25 protein-coding genes and 1 pseudogene are annotated in these 17292 nt (G+C 64.9%); 21 read left to right on the plus strand and 5 right to left on the minus strand.

The window, feature by feature from the left end:
* Window positions 1-37: 37 nt before the first annotated feature.
* From YS110_15560 to YS110_15645, 18 genes are all read left to right on the plus strand, one after another.
* Window positions 38-673: an alpha/beta hydrolase gene (locus tag YS110_15560; GenBank protein ID UJB66070.1), complete on the plus strand. Its 636-nt coding sequence runs from the start codon at window positions 38-40 to the stop codon at window positions 671-673.
* 111 nt (window positions 674-784) lie between these two features.
* A complete protein-coding gene (locus tag YS110_15565; protein UJB66071.1) occupies window positions 785-1954 on the plus strand; it encodes a D-alanyl-D-alanine carboxypeptidase in 1170 nt (389 codons plus the stop codon).
* Window positions 1955-2086: 132 nt separating this feature from the next.
* Window positions 2087-2464: a 30S ribosomal protein S12 gene (gene rpsL / locus YS110_15570; protein ID UJB66072.1), complete on the plus strand. Its 378-nt coding sequence runs from the start codon at window positions 2087-2089 to the stop codon at window positions 2462-2464.
* A 171-nt stretch (window positions 2465-2635) separates the two neighbouring features.
* Window positions 2636-3109, plus strand: coding sequence for a 30S ribosomal protein S7 (gene rpsG / locus YS110_15575; GenBank protein ID UJB66073.1), 474 nt, complete (start codon window positions 2636-2638; stop codon window positions 3107-3109).
* A gap of 84 nt (window positions 3110-3193) precedes the next feature.
* Window positions 3194-5302: an elongation factor G gene (fusA, locus tag YS110_15580; GenBank protein UJB66074.1), complete on the plus strand. Its 2109-nt coding sequence runs from the start codon at window positions 3194-3196 to the stop codon at window positions 5300-5302.
* Between the two features lie 175 nt (window positions 5303-5477).
* Window positions 5478-6668: an elongation factor Tu gene (tuf, locus tag YS110_15585; GenBank protein ID UJB66075.1), complete on the plus strand. Its 1191-nt coding sequence runs from the start codon at window positions 5478-5480 to the stop codon at window positions 6666-6668.
* A gap of 30 nt (window positions 6669-6698) precedes the next feature.
* Window positions 6699-7010 (plus strand): 30S ribosomal protein S10, encoded by a 312-nt coding sequence (gene rpsJ / locus YS110_15590; GenBank protein ID UJB66076.1) that lies wholly within the window; start codon window positions 6699-6701, stop codon window positions 7008-7010.
* Between the two features lie 194 nt (window positions 7011-7204).
* Window positions 7205-7879 (plus strand): 50S ribosomal protein L3, encoded by a 675-nt coding sequence (gene rplC / locus YS110_15595; protein ID UJB66077.1) that lies wholly within the window; start codon window positions 7205-7207, stop codon window positions 7877-7879.
* On the plus strand, window positions 7879-8499 hold the full coding sequence (gene rplD, locus YS110_15600; protein UJB66078.1) for a 50S ribosomal protein L4: 621 nt from the start codon (window positions 7879-7881) through the stop codon (window positions 8497-8499). The genes rplC and rplD overlap by 1 nt, the downstream gene beginning before the upstream one ends.
* On the plus strand, window positions 8496-8810 hold the full coding sequence (rplW, locus tag YS110_15605; GenBank protein UJB66079.1) for a 50S ribosomal protein L23: 315 nt from the start codon (window positions 8496-8498) through the stop codon (window positions 8808-8810). The genes rplD and rplW overlap by 4 nt, the downstream gene beginning before the upstream one ends.
* A gap of 3 nt (window positions 8811-8813) precedes the next feature.
* Window positions 8814-9638 carry a 50S ribosomal protein L2 gene (rplB, locus tag YS110_15610; protein ID UJB66080.1) on the plus strand — a complete coding sequence of 275 codons (825 nt, stop codon included), beginning with the start codon at window positions 8814-8816 and terminating at the stop codon, window positions 9636-9638.
* A gap of 10 nt (window positions 9639-9648) precedes the next feature.
* A complete protein-coding gene (gene rpsS / locus YS110_15615) occupies window positions 9649-9924 on the plus strand; it encodes a 30S ribosomal protein S19 (GenBank protein UJB66081.1) in 276 nt (91 codons plus the stop codon).
* 9 nt (window positions 9925-9933) lie between these two features.
* Window positions 9934-10266 (plus strand): 50S ribosomal protein L22, encoded by a 333-nt coding sequence (gene rplV / locus YS110_15620; protein ID UJB66082.1) that lies wholly within the window; start codon window positions 9934-9936, stop codon window positions 10264-10266.
* A 17-nt stretch (window positions 10267-10283) separates the two neighbouring features.
* Window positions 10284-11153: a 30S ribosomal protein S3 gene (rpsC, locus tag YS110_15625; protein UJB66083.1), complete on the plus strand. Its 870-nt coding sequence runs from the start codon at window positions 10284-10286 to the stop codon at window positions 11151-11153.
* 2 nt (window positions 11154-11155) lie between these two features.
* Complete coding sequence (gene rplP, locus YS110_15630) at window positions 11156-11572, plus strand: 50S ribosomal protein L16 (GenBank protein UJB66084.1); 417 nt, start codon at window positions 11156-11158, stop codon at window positions 11570-11572.
* A gap of 10 nt (window positions 11573-11582) precedes the next feature.
* Window positions 11583-11780, plus strand: coding sequence for a 50S ribosomal protein L29 (gene rpmC, locus YS110_15635; protein UJB66085.1), 198 nt, complete (start codon window positions 11583-11585; stop codon window positions 11778-11780).
* Between the two features lie 13 nt (window positions 11781-11793).
* Window positions 11794-12063 carry a 30S ribosomal protein S17 gene (gene rpsQ / locus YS110_15640; protein ID UJB66086.1) on the plus strand — a complete coding sequence of 90 codons (270 nt, stop codon included), beginning with the start codon at window positions 11794-11796 and terminating at the stop codon, window positions 12061-12063.
* Window positions 12064-12144: 81 nt separating this feature from the next.
* Window positions 12145-12651, plus strand: a complete 507-nt coding sequence (locus tag YS110_15645) for a peroxiredoxin (protein UJB66087.1) — start codon at window positions 12145-12147, stop codon at window positions 12649-12651.
* 57 nt (window positions 12652-12708) lie between these two features.
* Here YS110_15645 and YS110_15650 read toward each other — a convergent pair.
* The 4 genes and pseudogenes from YS110_15650 to YS110_15665 form a co-directional block, all read right to left on the minus strand.
* Window positions 12709-12960 (minus strand): annotated as a pseudogene (locus YS110_15650) (RNA-directed DNA polymerase).
* A gap of 100 nt (window positions 12961-13060) precedes the next feature.
* Complete coding sequence (locus YS110_15655) at window positions 13061-13927, minus strand: hypothetical protein (GenBank protein ID UJB66088.1); 867 nt, start codon at window positions 13925-13927, stop codon at window positions 13061-13063.
* A gap of 175 nt (window positions 13928-14102) precedes the next feature.
* Complete coding sequence (locus YS110_15660) at window positions 14103-14597, minus strand: GNAT family N-acetyltransferase (GenBank protein UJB66089.1); 495 nt, start codon at window positions 14595-14597, stop codon at window positions 14103-14105.
* A 54-nt stretch (window positions 14598-14651) separates the two neighbouring features.
* A complete protein-coding gene (locus YS110_15665) occupies window positions 14652-15320 on the minus strand; it encodes a cytochrome b/b6 domain-containing protein (GenBank protein ID UJB66090.1) in 669 nt (222 codons plus the stop codon).
* A 110-nt stretch (window positions 15321-15430) separates the two neighbouring features.
* Between YS110_15665 and YS110_15670 the strand changes: the two genes are divergently transcribed.
* On the plus strand, window positions 15431-15877 hold the full coding sequence (locus YS110_15670) for a cytochrome c (GenBank protein UJB66091.1): 447 nt from the start codon (window positions 15431-15433) through the stop codon (window positions 15875-15877).
* A 96-nt stretch (window positions 15878-15973) separates the two neighbouring features.
* Here the strand turns inward: YS110_15670 and YS110_15675 are convergent, their stop codons facing one another.
* Window positions 15974-16477 carry a TlpA family protein disulfide reductase gene (locus YS110_15675; GenBank protein UJB66092.1) on the minus strand — a complete coding sequence of 168 codons (504 nt, stop codon included), beginning with the start codon at window positions 16475-16477 and terminating at the stop codon, window positions 15974-15976.
* Between the two features lie 110 nt (window positions 16478-16587).
* Here YS110_15675 and YS110_15680 point away from each other — a divergent pair, with 110 nt between their 5' ends.
* Together YS110_15680 and YS110_15685 are read left to right on the plus strand one after the other, a co-directional pair.
* Entirely contained in the window at window positions 16588-17022 is a 435-nt protein-coding gene (locus tag YS110_15680) for a PTS fructose transporter subunit IIA (protein UJB66093.1), read from the plus strand.
* The gene (locus YS110_15685) at window positions 17015-17284 is read left to right on the plus strand and encodes an HPr family phosphocarrier protein (GenBank protein UJB66094.1); all 270 of its coding nucleotides are present in this window, start codon (window positions 17015-17017) and stop codon (window positions 17282-17284) included. The genes YS110_15680 and YS110_15685 overlap by 8 nt, the downstream gene beginning before the upstream one ends.
* Window positions 17285-17292: the final 8 nt, after the last annotated feature.

Genomic DNA, 17292 nt, shown 5'->3' on the forward strand with positions numbered 1-17292 from the left:
CAGACAAGCGCTAGCAGCTATTGATTGGATAGCAAACGTGAATGCGCAGACTGAACGCCTGAGCCTGGCGGGCGCCGCTGGCGCCATCGAGGCCGCGCGCGACGGTGCCGCTGCGGGCGTGGCGCCGCGCGGCGTGGCCATCATCGCCCACCCGCACCCGCTGTTCGGCGGCAGCATGGACAACAAGGTGGTACAGACCCTGGCGCGCGCCTGCGTGGCCAGCGGCTACGAGGCCGTGCGCTTCAATTTCCGGGGCGTTGGCGGCTCGGCCGGCGTGCACGACGAAGGCCTGGGCGAGTGCGAGGACCTGCTCTCCGTGATCGCGCAGGTGGCGCCCGAGGGGCCGCTGGCCCTGGCGGGCTTCTCCTTCGGCGCGTTCGTCACCAGCCACGCGCTGGCGGCGCTCTGGGGGCAGCGCGACATCGGCCACGTGGTGCTCGTCGGCACGGCGGCGAGCCGCTTCACGGTGGCCCCCGTGCCCGCCGAGGCGCACGGCCGCACCCTGGTGGTGCATGGCGAGCACGACGACACCGTGCCGCTGGCCGCGGTGATGGACTGGGCGCGGCCGCAGATACTGCCCGTTACCGTTGTGCCGGGCGGCGGACATTTCTTCCACGGACAATTGCCGCTGCTCAGAAACCTGGTGGCGCGCCACCTGCAATCGCCGTCCTGAGAGCGGCGGCCCCTTCGGAACCTTTTTCCTGTCTTCGCCGGCCCGGGGCGCGGCGGCTGCCGCCATGGCCCGGGGCCCTGTTTCATCCCCATTCTTTTGCTGGTGCATTCCATGACCCGAACCCTTCCTGCACTGCGCGCCCTGGCCCTCGCGGCCGCCGCGCTGCCCACCGTCCTGCTGGCCCAGGTGGCCCCCCCCCAGCCGCCCGAGGTGGCCGCGCGCAACTACCTCCTGGTGGACGTGACCGCTGGCCAGGTGCTGGCCGCCAAGGACATCGACGCGCCGGTGGAGCAGGCATCGCTCACCAAGCTCATGACCGGCTACCTGGTATTCGACGCGCTGCGCGCCAAGAAGATCACGCTGGAGCAGAAGCTCCCGGTGAGCGAGCGCGCCTGGAAGATGCCGGGCTCGCGCATGTTCATCGACCCGAAGATGCAGATCCCGGTCGACGACCTGCTCAAGGGCATGATCGTGCAGTCCGGCAACGACGCCACGGTGGCGCTGGCCGAGGGCGTGGGCGGCTCGGTGGAGAACTTCGTGCGCCTGATGAACGAGCAGGCCAAGGCGCTGGGCATGACGGGCACGAGCTACAAGAACCCCGAGGGCCTGACCGAGCCCGGCCATACCACCACGGCCAAGGACCTGGCGACCCTGGCGCGGCGGCTGATGCAGGACTTCCCCGAGTACATGCACTACTACGCCACCAAGCACTACGCCTACCCGGGCACGCCCAAGTCCAACGGCAACAACCGCAACGCGTTGCTGTTCCGTGATCCGACGGTGGATGGCCTCAAGACCGGCCACACGGCGGCGGCGGGCTACTGCCTGGTGGCCACGTCCAAGCGCGAATTCCCGCAGCTGGGCCAGCGCCGCCTGCTGTCCATCGTGCTGGGCACGGCGAGCGAGAACGCGCGCGCCAATGAAAGCCAGAAGCTGCTGAACTGGGGCTACACCGCGTTCGACGCCGTCAAGCTGTTCGACGCCGGCCAGCCCGTGGCCACGCCCGAGATCTGGAAGGGCAAGCAAGGCCAGCTCAAGATCGGCCGGGCCGACGCCATCGTCGTCACCGTGCCATCGGGGAGCGCGGGCAAGGTCAGCACCCAGGTCGTGCGCCAGGAGCCGCTGCTGGCGCCCATCGCCCAGGGCCAGCAGGTGGGCACGCTCAAGGTGATGCTGGGCGAGCAAAGCGTGGCCGAGGTGCCGCTGGTGGCGCTCGAAGGCGTCGAGCAGGCCGGCCTGCTGGGCCGCGCGTGGGACGCCATCCGCCTCTGGATCAAGTGACGGGAGCGCGCCAGGGCGGGCCGTGCTTGCCTTGCCGGCACCGAACTGTTAGGATCGCGGGCTTTTCGGAATTTCCGAAGGGATTCACGTTTTCGCTTCATTGAAGCACATTCACGTTTTGGGACGTAATCAATGCCAACCATTAACCAGCTCATCCGTCATGGGCGCGAGGTCGAGACGATCAAGTCGAAGAGCCCCGCGATGGAAAACTGCCCCCAGCGCCGCGGCGTGTGCACCCGTGTGTACACCACGACGCCCAAGAAGCCGAACTCCGCTCTGCGTAAGGTCGCCAAGGTGCGCCTGACCAACGGTTTCGAAGTCATCTCCTACATCGGCGGCGAAGGCCACAACCTGCAAGAGCACAGCGTCGTGCTGGTGCGCGGCGGCCGTGTGAAGGACTTGCCTGGTGTGCGTTACCACATCGTGCGCGGCTCCCTTGACCTGCAAGGCGTCAAGGACCGTAAGCAGGCCCGTTCCAAGTACGGCGCCAAGAAGCCCAAGGCCAAGTAAGCCCTGGCCCTTCCGGTCTGAGAATTTTCGGTGCTGTCTCCCGCGTGGCGCGGTGATGCAGCGTAGTGACCCCAAACGCAGGTGTTCTGCGCGGGTCGAGTAAGTGGGAGCCTTGGATAGGTTCTCGCGGTGCCGGAAACGGTGCCAACTGAAGCAAGATAGAGGTGAAAAATGCCACGTCGTCGCGAAGTCCCCAAACGTGAAATCCTGCCGGATCCCAAGTTCGGCAATGTCGAGCTGTCCAAATTCATGAACGTGATCATGGAAGGCGGCAAGAAAGCAGTTGCAGAGCGCATCATCTACGGCGCCCTGGAACTGATCGAGAAGAAGCAGCCCGAGAAGAACGCCCTGGAGGTGTTCACCACGGCCATCAACAACGTCAAGCCCATGGTGGAAGTGAAGTCCCGCCGCGTGGGTGGCGCCAACTACCAGGTGCCCGTGGAAGTGCGCCCCGTGCGCCGCCTGGCCCTGTCGATGCGCTGGATCAAGGAAGCCGCCCGCAAGCGCGGCGAGAAGTCCATGGCCCAGCGCCTGGCCAACGAGCTGATGGAAGCCACCGAAGGCCGTGGCGGTGCCATGAAGCGCCGTGACGAAGTGCACCGCATGGCCGAAGCCAACAAGGCCTTCAGCCACTTCCGCTTCTAAGTCTCGCAAATCCCCTCGAAGGCTGGGAGCCCGTTCGTCACCATCCGGCGACCGGGCTCTTGCCGTTAACGAAAGACCATCACCATGGCACGCAAAACTCCCATCGAGCGTTACCGCAACATCGGTATCTCGGCCCACATCGACGCTGGCAAAACCACGACCACCGAACGTATCCTGTTCTACACGGGCGTGACCCACAAGCTGGGCGAGGTGCACGACGGCGCTGCCACCACCGACTGGATGGAGCAGGAGCAGGAGCGCGGCATCACCATCACGTCCGCCGCCGTGACCTGCTTCTGGAAGGGCATGGACATGTCCTACCCCGAGCACCGCTTCAACATCATCGACACCCCCGGCCACGTGGACTTCACCATCGAGGTGGAGCGTTCCATGCGCGTGCTGGACGGCGCCTGCATGGTGTACTGCGCCGTGGGCGGCGTGCAGCCCCAGTCGGAAACCGTCTGGCGCCAGGCCAACAAGTACAAGGTGCCGCGTCTTGCCTTCGTGAACAAGATGGACCGCACCGGCGCCAACTTCTTCAAGGTCGTGGACCAGATCAAGACGCGCCTGAAGGGCAACCCCGTGCCCGTGGTGGTGCCGATCGGTGCCGAGGACAACTTCAAGGGCGTGGTCGATCTGCTGAAGATGAAGGCCATCCTCTGGGACGAAGCCTCCCAGGGCATGAAGTTCGAGTACGCCGACATTCCCGCCGACGTCAAGGAAACCGCCGAGAAGTGGCGCGAGAACATGGTTGAGGCCGCGGCCGAGGCCAGCGAAGAGCTGATGAACAAGTACCTGGAAGAAGGTACCTTGTCGGAAGAGGACATCAAGGCCGGCCTGCGCGCGCGCACGCTGGCGGTGGAAATCCAGCCGATGCTGTGCGGCACCGCGTTCAAGAACAAGGGCGTGCAGCGCATGCTCGACGCCGTGATCGACTACCTGCCCTCGCCCGTGGACATCCCTGACGTCGAAGGCACCGACCCGGACGACGAAGAGAAGAAGCTGGCCCGCAAGGCCGACGACGGCGAGAAGTTCTCCGCCCTGGCGTTCAAGCTGATGACCGACCCGTTCGTGGGCCAGTTGACCTTCGTGCGCGTGTACTCGGGCGTGCTGTCCAAAGGCGACACCGTCTACAACTCGGTCAAGGGCAAGAAGGAGCGCATCGGCCGTATCGTGCAGATGATGGCCAACGAGCGTATCGAGGTCGATGAGATCCGCGCTGGCGACATCGCCGCCTGCGTGGGCCTGAAGGACGTGACCACGGGTGAAACCCTGTGCGACGTGGACAGCCCCGTCATCCTGGAACGCATGGTCTTCCCCGAGCCCGTGATCGCCCAGGCCGTGGAGCCCAAGTCGAAGTCCGACCAGGAAAAGATGGGTATCGCCCTGTCGCGCTTGGCTTCGGAAGATCCGTCGTTCCGGGTGCGTTCCGACGAAGAATCGGGCCAGACCATCATCGCCGGCATGGGCGAGCTGCACCTGGAAATCATCGTCGACCGCATGAAGCGCGAGTTCGGCGTGGAAGCCAACGTCGGCAAGCCCCAGGTGGCCTACCGCGAAACCATCCGCAACACCGTCAAGGACGTGGATGGCAAGTTCGTGCGCCAGTCCGGCGGTAAGGGCCAGTACGGTCACGTCGTGTTCCGCCTGGAGCCCAACGAGCCGGGCAAGGGCTTCGAGTTTCTCGATGAAATCAAGGGCGGCGTGGTGCCGCGCGAGTACATCCCCGCAGTGGAAAAGGGCGTGGTCGAAGCGCTCACCAGCGGCGTGCTGGCCGGCTATCCCGTGGTGGACGTGAAGGTCGCGCTGACCTTCGGTTCGTACCACGACGTGGACTCGTCCGAGCAGGCGTTCAAGATGGCCGCCATCTTCGGCTTCAAGGAAGCCGCCAAGAAGGCCAACCCCGTCATCCTGGAGCCCATGATGGCCGTGGAAGTGGAAACGCCCGAAGACTACGCTGGTACCGTGATGGGCGACCTCTCCAGCCGCCGCGGCATGGTGCAGGGCATGGACGACATGGTCGGCGGCGGCAAGGCCATCAAGGCCGAAGTGCCGCTGTCGGAAATGTTCGGCTACGCCACGCAGCTGCGCTCGATGACGCAAGGCCGCGCGACCTACACGATGGAATTCAAGCACTACGCGGAAGCGCCGCGCAACGTGTCCGAGGCCATCATCGCCGCACGCGCCAAGTAACTGGCATAAAAATGGCTGCCAGCCCTTGCCTGTCAAGCGCTGGCAGCTATTGAATAAATAGCAAATTCTTTGCAATCTGCGATCCGGTGCCGTCCTGTGGCCTCGTGCGGGACGAGCCAGCAACCGGGTGCAGACGTTAAACCCCGACACGGGCATTGCTCTTTGGAGATTGAAAATGGCAAAAGGTAAGTTCGAGCGGACCAAGCCGCACGTCAACGTAGGCACGATCGGCCACGTGGACCATGGCAAGACCACCCTGACGGCGGCAATCGCCACCGTGCTGTCCGCCAAGTTCGGCGGCGAAGCCAAGAAGTACGACGAAATCGATGCGGCCCCCGAAGAAAAGGCCCGCGGCATCACCATCAACACCGCCCACGTCGAATACGAAACGGCCAACCGCCACTACGCCCACGTGGACTGCCCCGGCCACGCCGACTACGTCAAGAACATGATCACCGGTGCTGCCCAGATGGACGGCGCCATCCTGGTGTGCTCGGCCGCCGACGGCCCGATGCCCCAGACCCGCGAGCACATCCTGCTGGCCCGCCAGGTGGGCGTGCCCTACATCATCGTGTTCCTGAACAAGTGCGACATGGTGGACGACGAAGAACTGCTGGAACTCGTCGAAATGGAAGTGCGCGAGCTGCTGTCCAAGTACAGCTTCCCCGGCGACGACACCCCCATCATCCGCGGCTCCGCCAAGCTTGCCCTCGAAGGCGACAAGGGCCCCCTGGGTGAGCAAGCCATCGACAAGCTGGCTGAAGCACTGGACACCTACATCCCCACGCCCGAACGCGCCATCGACGGCGCCTTCCTGATGCCCGTGGAAGACGTGTTCTCCATCTCCGGCCGCGGCACCGTGGTGACCGGCCGCGTCGAGCGCGGCATCATCAAGGTCGGCGAAGAAATCGAAATCGTCGGTATCCGCGACACGCAAAAGACCACCTGCACCGGCGTGGAAATGTTCCGCAAGCTGCTCGACCAAGGCCAGGCCGGTGACAACGTCGGCCTGCTGCTGCGCGGCACCAAGCGCGAAGACGTCGAGCGCGGCCAGGTGCTGTGCAAGCCCGGCTCCATCAAGCCGCACACGCACTTCACCGCCGAGGTGTACGTGCTGAGCAAGGACGAAGGCGGCCGCCACACCCCGTTCTTCAACAACTACCGTCCGCAGTTCTACTTCCGTACCACCGACGTGACCGGCTCCATTGAGCTGCCCGCCGACAAGGAAATGGTGATGCCCGGCGACAACGTGTCCATCACCGTGAAGCTGATCAACCCCATCGCCATGGAAGAAGGCCTGCGCTTCGCCATCCGTGAAGGCGGCCGCACCGTGGGCGCTGGCGTCGTGGCCAAGATCATTGAGTAATCCTCACCATTCGCAGACAAGGAATACCCAATGTCCAAGCAAAAGATCCGCATCCGCCTGAAGGCGTTCGATTACAAGCTGATCGACCAGTCCGCTGCCGAGATCGTTGACACCGCCAAGCGTACCGGCGCCATCGTCAAGGGCCCCGTGCCCCTGCCGACGCGCATGAAGCGTTTCGACATCCTGCGTTCGCCGCACGTCAACAAGTCGAGCCGCGACCAGTTCGAGATCCGCACCCACCAGCGTCTGATGGACATCGTGGACCCCACCGACAAGACGGTGGACGCCCTGATGAAGCTCGACCTGCCGGCTGGCGTGGACGTCGAGATCAAGCTGCAGTAAACCGCCTGTAGCTTCCCAGTGTGGCGCGGACTTGCTTGCCAAAGCAGTCCGCGTTATACTTTGCGGCTTCGCTCACCCCTTGCGGGTGGGCGAAGCTTTATCAACCGTCTTTCACGCACGCGGGCCTTTTGGTTTGCAGGTGCAAACGGCGCAGCCAATTGAAGTTGCGGCGGTGGAAGTTTTGGAGAAAACCAATGAGTCTGAGCACCTCCATGGGGCTGCTGGGCCGCAAGGTGGGCATGATGCGTCTGTTCACCGATGACGGGGACGCAGTGCCTGTCACGGTGGTGGATGTGTCGAACAACCGCGTCACCCAGGTCAAAACCCAAGAGAACGATGGCTACGTGTCCCTGCAGGTCACGTTCGGTTCGCGCCGCGTTTCGCGCGTGACCAAGCCTGAAGCCGGTCACCTCGCCAAGGCGGGCGTCGAAGCCGGTGAAATCATCCGCGAATTCCGTGTGACGCCCGAGATCGCCGGCAAGTACGCCGCCGGTACCGCCGTGCCCGTGGCCGATGTGTTCGCCGTGGGCCAGAAGGTCGATGTGCAGGGCACCTCGATCGGCAAGGGCTACGCCGGCACCATCAAGCGCCACAACTTCGGTTCGCAGCGCGCCTCGCACGGTAACAGCCGCTCGCACAATGTTCCTGGCTCCATCGGTATGGCGCAGGATCCGGGCCGCGTGTTCCCTGGCAAGAAGATGACGGGCCACCTCGGTGATGTCACCGTCACGACGCAAAACCTCGACGTGGTTCGCATCGACGAAGCACGCCAACTGCTCTTGATCAAGGGCGCTGTTCCGGGCTCCAAGGGCGGCTTCGTGACGGTGCGTCCCGCCATCAAGGCCAAAGCTTCCAAAGGAGCGAACTAATGCAGCTCGAACTCCTGAATGAACAAGGCCAGGCCGCGTCGAAAATCGACGTGCCCGAGACCGTGTTCGATCGCCAGTACAACGAAGACCTGATCCACCAGATCGTGGTCGCCTACCGCGCCAACGGCCGCCAGGGCACCCGTGCCCAGAAGGACCGCGAGCAGGTGCGCCACTCGACCAAGAAGCCCTTCAAGCAGAAGGGCACCGGCAACGCGCGTGCTGGTATGACCTCCTCGCCGCTGTGGCGTGGGGGCGGTCGCATCTTCCCGAACCTGCCTGAAGAAAACTTCACGCAGAAGATCAACAAGAAGATGTACCGCGCCGGCATGGCGTCCATCCTGTCGCAGCTGGCCCGCGAAGGCCGTCTGGCCGTGGTGGATTCCATCAAGGTCGATACCCCCAAGACCAAGGTGCTGGCCGACAAGTTCAAGGCCATGAACCTGGAGTCGGTGATGGTGATCGCCGACGAGGTCGATGAAAACCTGTACCTCGCTTCGCGCAATCTGAAGAACGTGTTCGTCGTTGAACCGCGTTACGCAGATCCCGTGTCGCTGGTGCATTTCAAGAAAGTGCTCGTCACCAAGGGCGCTATCGACAAACTCAAGGAGATGTTCGCATGAGCACGCTCAAGTTTGACGAAGGCCGTCTGATGCAGGTGTTGGTCGCTCCCATCGTGTCCGAGAAGGCCACCATGGTTGCCGAGAAGTCCAATGCCGTGACGTTCAAGGTGCTGCAGAACGCAACCAAGCCCGAAATCAAGGCCGCCGTGGAACTGTTGTTCAAGGTGGAAGTGAAGGGCGTTTCTGTGGTGAACACCAAAGGCAAGACCAAGCGCTTTGGCAAGACCATTGGCCGCCGCGACAACGTGCGCAAGGCCTATGTGACGCTCAAGGAAGGTCAAGAGCTGAACCTGTCCGGGGAGGCTGCGTAAACCATGGCCGTTATCAAGATCAAACCGACTTCCCCGGGCCAGCGCGGCGCGGTGAAGGTCTCGCGTGACCACCTGCACAAGGGTGCACCGTTCGCCGGTCTGCTGGAGCCCCAGTTCCAGAAGGCTGGCCGTAACAACAACGGTCACATCACCACCCGCCACAAGGGCGGTGGCCACAAGCACCACTACCGCGTGGTGGACTTCCGTCGCAACAAGGACGCCATCACCGCCAAGGTGGAGCGCATCGAGTACGACCCGAACCGCACGGCCCACATCGCCCTGGTGTGCTATGCCGACGGCGAGCGCCGCTACATCATCGCTCCGCGTAACCTGGAAGTGGGTGCGACCATCGTGAGCGGCTCCGAGGCGCCGATCCGCGTCGGCAACACGCTGCCGATCCGCAACATCCCGGTGGGCTCGACCATCCACTGCATCGAGCTCAAGCCCGGTGCTGGTGCCCAGATCGCCCGCTCGGCTGGTACCTCCGCGACGCTGCTGGCCCGCGAAGGCATCTACGCCCAGGTGCGCATGCGTTCCGGCGAAGTGCGCAAGATCCACATCGAGTGCCGCGCCACCATTGGCGAGGTCGCCAACGAAGAGCACAGCCTGCGCCAGCTCGGCAAGGCCGGTGTGAAGCGCTGGATGGGTATCCGCCCGACGGTGCGTGGTGTGGCCATGAACCCGATCGACCACCCGCACGGTGGTGGTGAGGGCCGTACTGGCGAAGGCCGTCACGCAGTTGACCCATGGGGCAACCTGACGAAGGGCTACCGCACCCGCAACAACAAGCGCACGCAGACCATGATCGTGTCGCGTCGCAAGAAGTAAGAGGTAGCAAATGACTCGTTCCGTCAAAAAGGGTCCGTTTGTTGACCATCACTTGCTGGCCAAGGTCGAGAAGGCCATCGCCACCAAGGACAAGAAGCCCGTCAAGACCTGGTCGCGCCGCTCCATGGTGCTGCCCGATTTCATCGGCCTGACCATTGCCGTGCACAACGGCAAGCAGCACGTGCCGGTCTATGTCACCGACCAGATGGTGGGCCACAAGCTGGGCGAATTCGCCCTGACGCGCACCTTCAAGGGTCACCCCGCCGACAAGAAGGCCAAGAAGTAAGGAATGACCATGTCTGAAACACGTGCAGTCCTGCGTGGCGTCCGTTTGTCGGTTGACAAGGGTCGCCTGGTCGCGGATCTGATCCGCGGCAAAAAAGTGGACCAAGCCCTGAACATCCTGACGTTCACGCAGAAAAAAGCTGCTGGCATCGTCAAGAAGGTGCTGGAGTCCGCCATCGCCAACGCCGAGCACAACGACGGCGCCGACATCGACGAGCTGAAGGTCAAGACCATCTACGTCGAGCAAGGTGCCACGCTCAAGCGCTTCACCGCGCGCGCCAAGGGCCGCGGCAACCGCATCAGCAAGCCTACCTGCCACATCTACGTGACCGTGGGTAACTGAGGCCAATAGGGAAGAATATGGGACAGAAAATCCATCCTACCGGCTTCCGCCTTGCTGTGAGCCGCAACTGGGCCAGCCGCTGGTACGCGAGCAACCGTGACTTCGCCGGCATGCTGGCCGAAGACATCAAGGTGCGCGAGTTCCTGAAGGCCAAGCTGAAGAACGCCGCCGTGTCGCGCATCCTGATCGAGCGTCCCGCCAAGAACGCCCGCATCACGATCTACTCGGCACGTCCGGGCGTCGTGATCGGCAAGAAGGGCGAGGACATCGAGAACCTGAAGAAGGAACTCGCCACCCGCCTGGGCGTGCCGGTCGCAGTGAACATCGAGGAAGTGCGCAAGCCCGAAATCGATGCCAAGCTGATCGCCGACAGCATCACCCAGCAGCTCGAAAAGCGCATCATGTTCCGCCGCGCCATGAAGCGCGCCATGCAGAACGCCATGCGCCTGGGTGCCCAGGGCATCAAGATCATGTCGTCGGGCCGCCTGAACGGCATCGAAATCGCACGTACCGAGTGGTACCGCGAAGGCCGCGTGCCGCTGCACACCCTGCGCGCCGACATCGACTACGGCACCTCCGAAGCCAAGACCACCTACGGTGTGATCGGCGTGAAGGTCTGGGTCTATAAGGGCGACACGCTGGGCCGCAACGACCTGCCCGCCGCAGAGACGCCGCGCCCTGAAGAAGAGCGTCGTCCGCGCGGTCCGCGCCGTGATGGCCGTGGCGATGGCCGCCGTGATGGCGCTGGCCGTGGTGGCCGCCGTCCTGCCGGCACCAATGCCGCGCCTGCCGACGGAAGCGACAAGCCCGCCGGCGCTGGCGCAGATTCCGTTAAGCGCGTTCGCCATGACGCGCCCGCTACAGCAGCGGACGGTAAAGGAGAATAAACATGCTGCAACCCGCACGCCGCAAGTTCCGCAAGGAACAAAAAGGTCGCAACACCGGCATCGCCACCCGTGGCAATGCCGTGTCGTTCGGCGACTTTGGCCTGAAGTCCACGGACCGTGGCCGCCTGACGGCCCGCCAGATCGAAGCGGCTCGCCGCGCCATTTCGCGCCACGTCAAGCGCGGTGGTCGTATCTGGATCCGTGTCTTCCCCGACAAGCCGATCTCGACCAAGCCCGCCGAAGTCCGTATGGGTAACGGCAAGGGCAACCCCGAGTACTACGTGGCTGAGATCCAGCCCGGCAAGATGCTCTACGAGATCGTGGGTGTGCCCGAAGAGCTGGCACGCGAGGCGTTCCGCCTGGCGGCTGCCAAGCTGCCGCTGCGCACGACCTTCGTGTCCCGTCAAATTGGCGCTTAAGGAGATCGACATGACGAAAGCTGCTGAACTCCGCCAAAAAGACGTGGCCGCGCTGGAAGCCGAAGTGAAGGCCCTGCAAAAGGCCCATTTCGGTCTGCGCATGCAGAAGGCCACGCAACAGCTGGGCAACACGAACACGCTGCGCGCCACGCGCCGTGACATTGCCCGTGCCAAGACCATTCTTGCTGAAAAGCAAGCCGCCAAGTAATCCAGGAGCGAACATGACGGAAGCCAAACCCTCCCTCAAGCGCACCTTGGTTGGCAAGGTGGTCAGCGACAAGCGTGCCAAGACCGTGACCGTGCTCGTCGAGCGCCGCGTCAAGCACGAGCTGTACGGCAAGATCGTTGCCAAGTCGAGCAAGTACCACGCGCACGACGAAAACAACGAGTACCACACGGGTGACGTGATCGAGATCACGGAAAGCCGCCCGCTGTCCAAGACCAAGAACTGGGTAGCCACCCGCTTGGTGCAAAAGGCCGCACTGGTCTAAGCCCTATCGGCACCCGGGCAGCAATGCCCCGCGAAACGACCCACAATGTGGGTCGTTTTTTTTCATCCCTAGGAGTCATACATGATCAAGGTCGGAGACGCGCTGCCCGCAGCCACGCTGATGGAATTCGTCGAGGTCGAAGGCAACGGCTGCAGTCTGGGCCCGAACCCCGTGGACGTGCAAAAGGCCACTGCAGGCAAGACCATCGCCCTGTTCGCCGTGCCGGGCGCGTTCACCCCCACCTGCTCGGCCCAGCACGTGCCGGGCTACGTGGCGCAGGCCGAGGCTTTCAAGGCCGCCGGCGTTGATGAAATCTGGTGCCTGGCCGTCAACGACGCCTTCGTCATGGGCGCCTGGGCGCGCGACCAGAAGACGGCCGGCAAGGTGCGCATGCTGGCCGATGGCGACGCGGTCTTCGCCAAGGCCACCGGCTTGACGCTGGACCTGCACGGCAAGGGCCTGGGCCTGCGCAGCAACCGCTACTCCATGCTGGTCAAGGATGGCAAGGTGGCGGCGCTGAATGTCGAGGCCCCCGGCAAGTTCGAGGTCAGCGACGCGGCCACGCTGCTCGCGCAAGCCAAGGGTTGAGTTTCTCCCCTTCGCACCCCGGCAAGGGCACGCAAGACCGCGTGCCCTTTCTTTTTTTCATCCGTCCCGCGTGCCGCTATCGGCGAAGCGAATGGCCTCGAACAGCCGTTGCAGCTTGGCGCTGCGCGTGGGTGCCAGCCATTGGCGGGCCCATTGGATTTCGCCCGCCAGCCGCGCGCGTTCCCCGGGGTCCACGCAGGCTTGCCGCGCCAGGCGATGCAGCCGCGCCTTCAGCGTGTCGAATTGTGCACGGCTCCAGTTGACGCGGTGGTTGACCACCAGACCCGTTACGTACTGGCGCTGGTGAGCTACATGAAGACCTACAACCACCAGATACCGCAACGCGCGCTCGATCATCTCGCTCCTGTTCAGGCACTCAAGGATTGGTATTCCAAGAAGCCTGAACTATTCAAGAAACGGGTCTATAACCAGTCGGGACTTGACACCAGTCGGGACTTGACACGCCGCATCCGCGCACGAAGCCATGCGCTGCCTCGTGCACGGGAATTGGGGCCAGCAGCAGATCGAGAATCCGCCGCTGCGCCTGCGCCAGCCGTGGGCGCGGCGCTTCCAGCAGGCGCAAGCCGCCACTGGGCTTGGGCAGCAGCCGGTAGCGGTAGTGCGACGGCGCCATGGCGTGGCCGCCGTCCGGCTGCCGCTCGCGCCAATGGGCGTGTTCCGGCGCGAGCCACAGCAGGTCTTCGAGCGAAACGGCCAAGGCTCCGGCGAGATCGGCAGCGGTCGCAAGCAGTGGCCCGGCGCGGGCGCCATCGCTATCGCGCCATGCGGGCAGCGGGCCAGTGGTTGCGGAGCGCAGCAGCCAGCGTTTGGGGGTGACATGCGAGGCCCATTGGCGGAACGCTTCGGCCAATGCCCTCGCCGTCCATTGGCTGGGCGGGGCGGCGGGCATGCCGTCGTCATCGGTGTCGTTGTCTTCTTCGTCGAAACCATCGTCAGGCACCCGCGCACCACGGGCAGAGGGCGCGCCGGTGCGCACACCGGCCATGCGGCGCCAGAAACCCTCGCGCAACCAGGTGCCGATGTCTTCCGCCCCCAGCCGCGCCCATTCGCGCGTGGGCAGCGTGGCCAGGCGGCGCAGCTGTTCTTGCAGTGGTGCCGGGAGCGGGCGCTGTTCCTCGCCCGGGGCGTGGCCCAGGCAGACCTGCACCCGCGCGCGCAGGGCCTCGACGGTGCGGCGCTGCGGTGCCTGGGCGTCGGCCAGTACGGCCAGGGCGATGGCCTTGGCCAGCACGCGGGCATGAACATGGACATGCATGGTGTGGAAGGTGGCCCGGCGCCAACCGGCAGGTCGTGCGCGAACGGGTCGCCACGGGTGGCGTGCGGTTCGCGCGCCCCGATGTGCGCTTGCGAGGAATACCGTGGGGCTGCCCCACGGCCCGAACCCTGACAGGCTCGGAATGCTTGGCGCCAGGCCGTCGGCGATTCTACGGTCAGTAGTGGATGTCGGCCTTGAGGTAATGCGCGCCCGCCACGGGGTTGTGGTAGTACGGCGGTATTTCCTGAAAGCCCAGCTCGGTGTAGAGCGCCCGGGCGGCCTCCATGTCGTCGAGCGTGTCGAGCAGCACGCAGGCATAGCCGGCCTGGCGCGCCATGTCCAGAATGGCTTCGGCCAGTTGCCGTCCCAGGCCGAAGCCCCGGAATGCCTTGCGCACGTACAGGCGCTTCATTTCGGCGGCGTTGGGGTAGTCGCTGGCGTCGAGCGGGCGCAGCGCGCAGCAGCCGGCGATGGCGCCGTCGACGGTGGCCAGCAGCAGCTGGCCGCGCGGCGCGGCGTAGTCGCCGGGCAGGCTGGCCAGCTCGGCCTCGAAATCCTGGAAGCCCAGGTCCACGCCCAGGCTCTCGGCGTATTCACGGAAGATTTCGCGGACGGCGTCGATCTCGGCGGCCTGCGTCGGTACGGACAAAGTGACGGCGGCTTGTTCCACTGGCGGAATGCAGAAGCGAAAAGCCCAGTGTAGCGGCTGCGTGTGCGGCCCCGGTCAGAAGGCCCCGAGCTGTACTACCCACCAGGCCGCCCCGCCGGCCAGGGCCAGCACCGCGGCGGCGGCCAGACGGCTCAGCGCATCGTCGCGCGAGGCGGGCACGGGCGTGGGCAATTGCTTGTCGCCCCCGAGCATCGGGCCGACCATGGCCTGGCGCTTGGCCACGGTGTAGAAGACGATGGCGGCGATGTGCAGCAGCACCAGCGCGATCAGCAGCCCCTGGCCCCAGCCAGCATGGTAGCCCGTGGCCTGGCTCACGGTATCGCCCGACACGAAGCGCGTGAGCGGGCCGGAGAAGGCGATTTCATCGTCGCTGAGCAGCCCGCTGCCCACCTGCAGCGCCAGCACGCCCAGCAGGCCGAATACCGAGAGCGCGCCCAGCGGGTTGTGGCCCACGCTGTCGTGCGCGCCGCCCTGGCCGCGCAGGTGGCGCAGCACGCTGGCGGGCGAGTACAGGAAGGCCGAGAAGCGCGACCAGCGCCCGCCGATGAAGCCCCAGCACAGGCGGAACAGCAGCAGCGCCAGCACCGCGTAGCCCAGGCGCAGGTGCCAGACCATGGCGTTGCCCCCCATCTTGGCGCTGACGAACAGGCCGATCACGCAGGCGGCCAGGCTCCAGTGGAAGAGGCGGGTGGGCAGATCCCAGATGCGGACGGTGTGGGCCATGGCGGTGCTTTCAGAAAAGGGCGTGGAGCGGCGCAAGGGAACTCCGCGCCACGGCGATACTCCCTATTGCCAAAAAGGTTTTTTGACCCCCACCAGAAAGGAAGTTCCCGATGAAGACGATTGCAGCACTTGCCCTGGCCGCCGTGGTCGCCACGCTGTCGGCACCCGCCGCCGCACAGTTCGCCAAGGCGGAGGACGCCATCAAGTACCGCCAGGGCGCGCTGTTCGTGATCGGCCAGCACTTTGGCCGCCTCGGCGCCATGGCGCAGGGCAAGATCCCCTTCGATGCCAAAGCCGCGCAGGACAACGCCGACGTGGTGCTGAACATGTCCAAGCTGCCCTGGGCGGGCTTCGGCGCCGGCACCGAGGGCGGCAAGGCCAAGCCCGCCATCTGGAAGGAGCAGGCCAAGTACAAGGAACACTCCGACAAGTTCGAGGCCGAGGCGGTGAAGCTGGCCGCCGCCGCCAAGACCGGCAACCTGGACAACCTGAAGGCGGCCTTTGGCGACGCCGCCGGCACCTGCAAGGCCTGCCACGACGCCTACCGCAACAAGTGATGGATGCTATTGAATAAGTAGCTGCTAGCGCTTGTGCAGAAAGCGTTTGGGGCCTGTTTCATGCTTGGAACAGGCCCTTTTGTCTGGCGCCTGGTGTCAGGTCTCGGCCAGCAGTTTCTCGATGAGGCGGTGCAGCTCGGCGAAGTCGGGCGCGCCCACGTAGCTCTTCACGATCTCGCCGCGCTTGTTGACGATGTAGGTGGTGGGGGTGATCTTGATGTCGCCCCAGGCGCGCGCCACGGCGCCGGTGTTGTCGATGGCCACCTTGAACGGCAGCTTGCGCGACTCGGCGAAGTTCACTACGTAGCTCGGCGGGTCGTAGCTCATGGCCACGGCCAGGGTCTCGAAGCCCTGGGCGCGGTACTTGTCGTAGGTGCGCACGATGTCGGGCATCTCGGCCACGCAGGTGGTGCAGCTCGTGGCCCAGAAATTCACCAGGGTCACCTTGCCGCGCAGGTCGGCGGTGGTCTGCTGCGAGCCGTCAAGCAGCACGAAGGTCGAGGACGGCGCCGCCTGCTGGCCCGCGCCCAGGTAGACGTAGGCGCCGATGCCCGCGAAGGCGGCGAGTGCCACGCCGGTAATCCAATGTTTGATGGCCATGACTGCTGTTTTCAACGTGTTTGCCGTGGGAGTGTCCGTGGGATTGCGCTGCGCCAGGGAAGTTCGCATTGTCCCCGAACCCGCATAATTGCCGGGCAAACACCCATCCCATGAGCACGCGCATTCTTCTCATCACCCATGCCCCCCTGGCCGAGGCGCTGCGCGCCTGCGCGCTGCACGTATTCCCCGACTGCGCCGGCGACCTGCTGGTGCTGGACGTGCCGCCCCAGGAGCCGCCCGAGGACACCCTGGCGCACGCGCGCGCCCTGCTGGCGCAGGGCGGCGGCGCCCAGGCACCCACGCTGGTGCTGTCCGACATGCTCGGCGCCACGCCCTGCAACGTGGCCCAGCGCCTGGTGGACGGCATGCCCTGCCAGCGCCTGGTCAGCGGCGTCAACCTGCCCATGCTGCTGCGCGCGCTGTGCTACCGCCACGAGGACGTGGACGGCCTGGTCTCGCGCGCCGTCGATGGCGGCAAGGCCGGTGTCATGCAGGTGGCGGCCAGTGTGTCGCCCCAGCCGATCTCATGCAATTCCCATGATTAAAGAAACCACGACCATCATCAACAAGCTCGGGCTGCATGCCCGCGCGTCCGCCAAGCTGACCAAGATGGCGGGCAGCTTTCCCTGCGAGGTGTTCATGAGCCGGGGCGAGCGCCGCATCAACGCCAAGAGCATCATGGGCGTGATGATGCTGGCCGCGGGCCTGGGCAGCGTGGTGGACATCGAGACCGATGGCCCGCAGGAGCGCGAGGCCATGGACGCGCTGCTGGCCTTGATTGCCGACAAGTTCGGCGAAGGCCAGTGATCCGGGAG

Source organism: Acidovorax sp. YS12, from assembly GCA_021496925.1.
Lineage (GTDB): Bacteria > Pseudomonadota > Gammaproteobacteria > Burkholderiales > Burkholderiaceae_C > Paenacidovorax.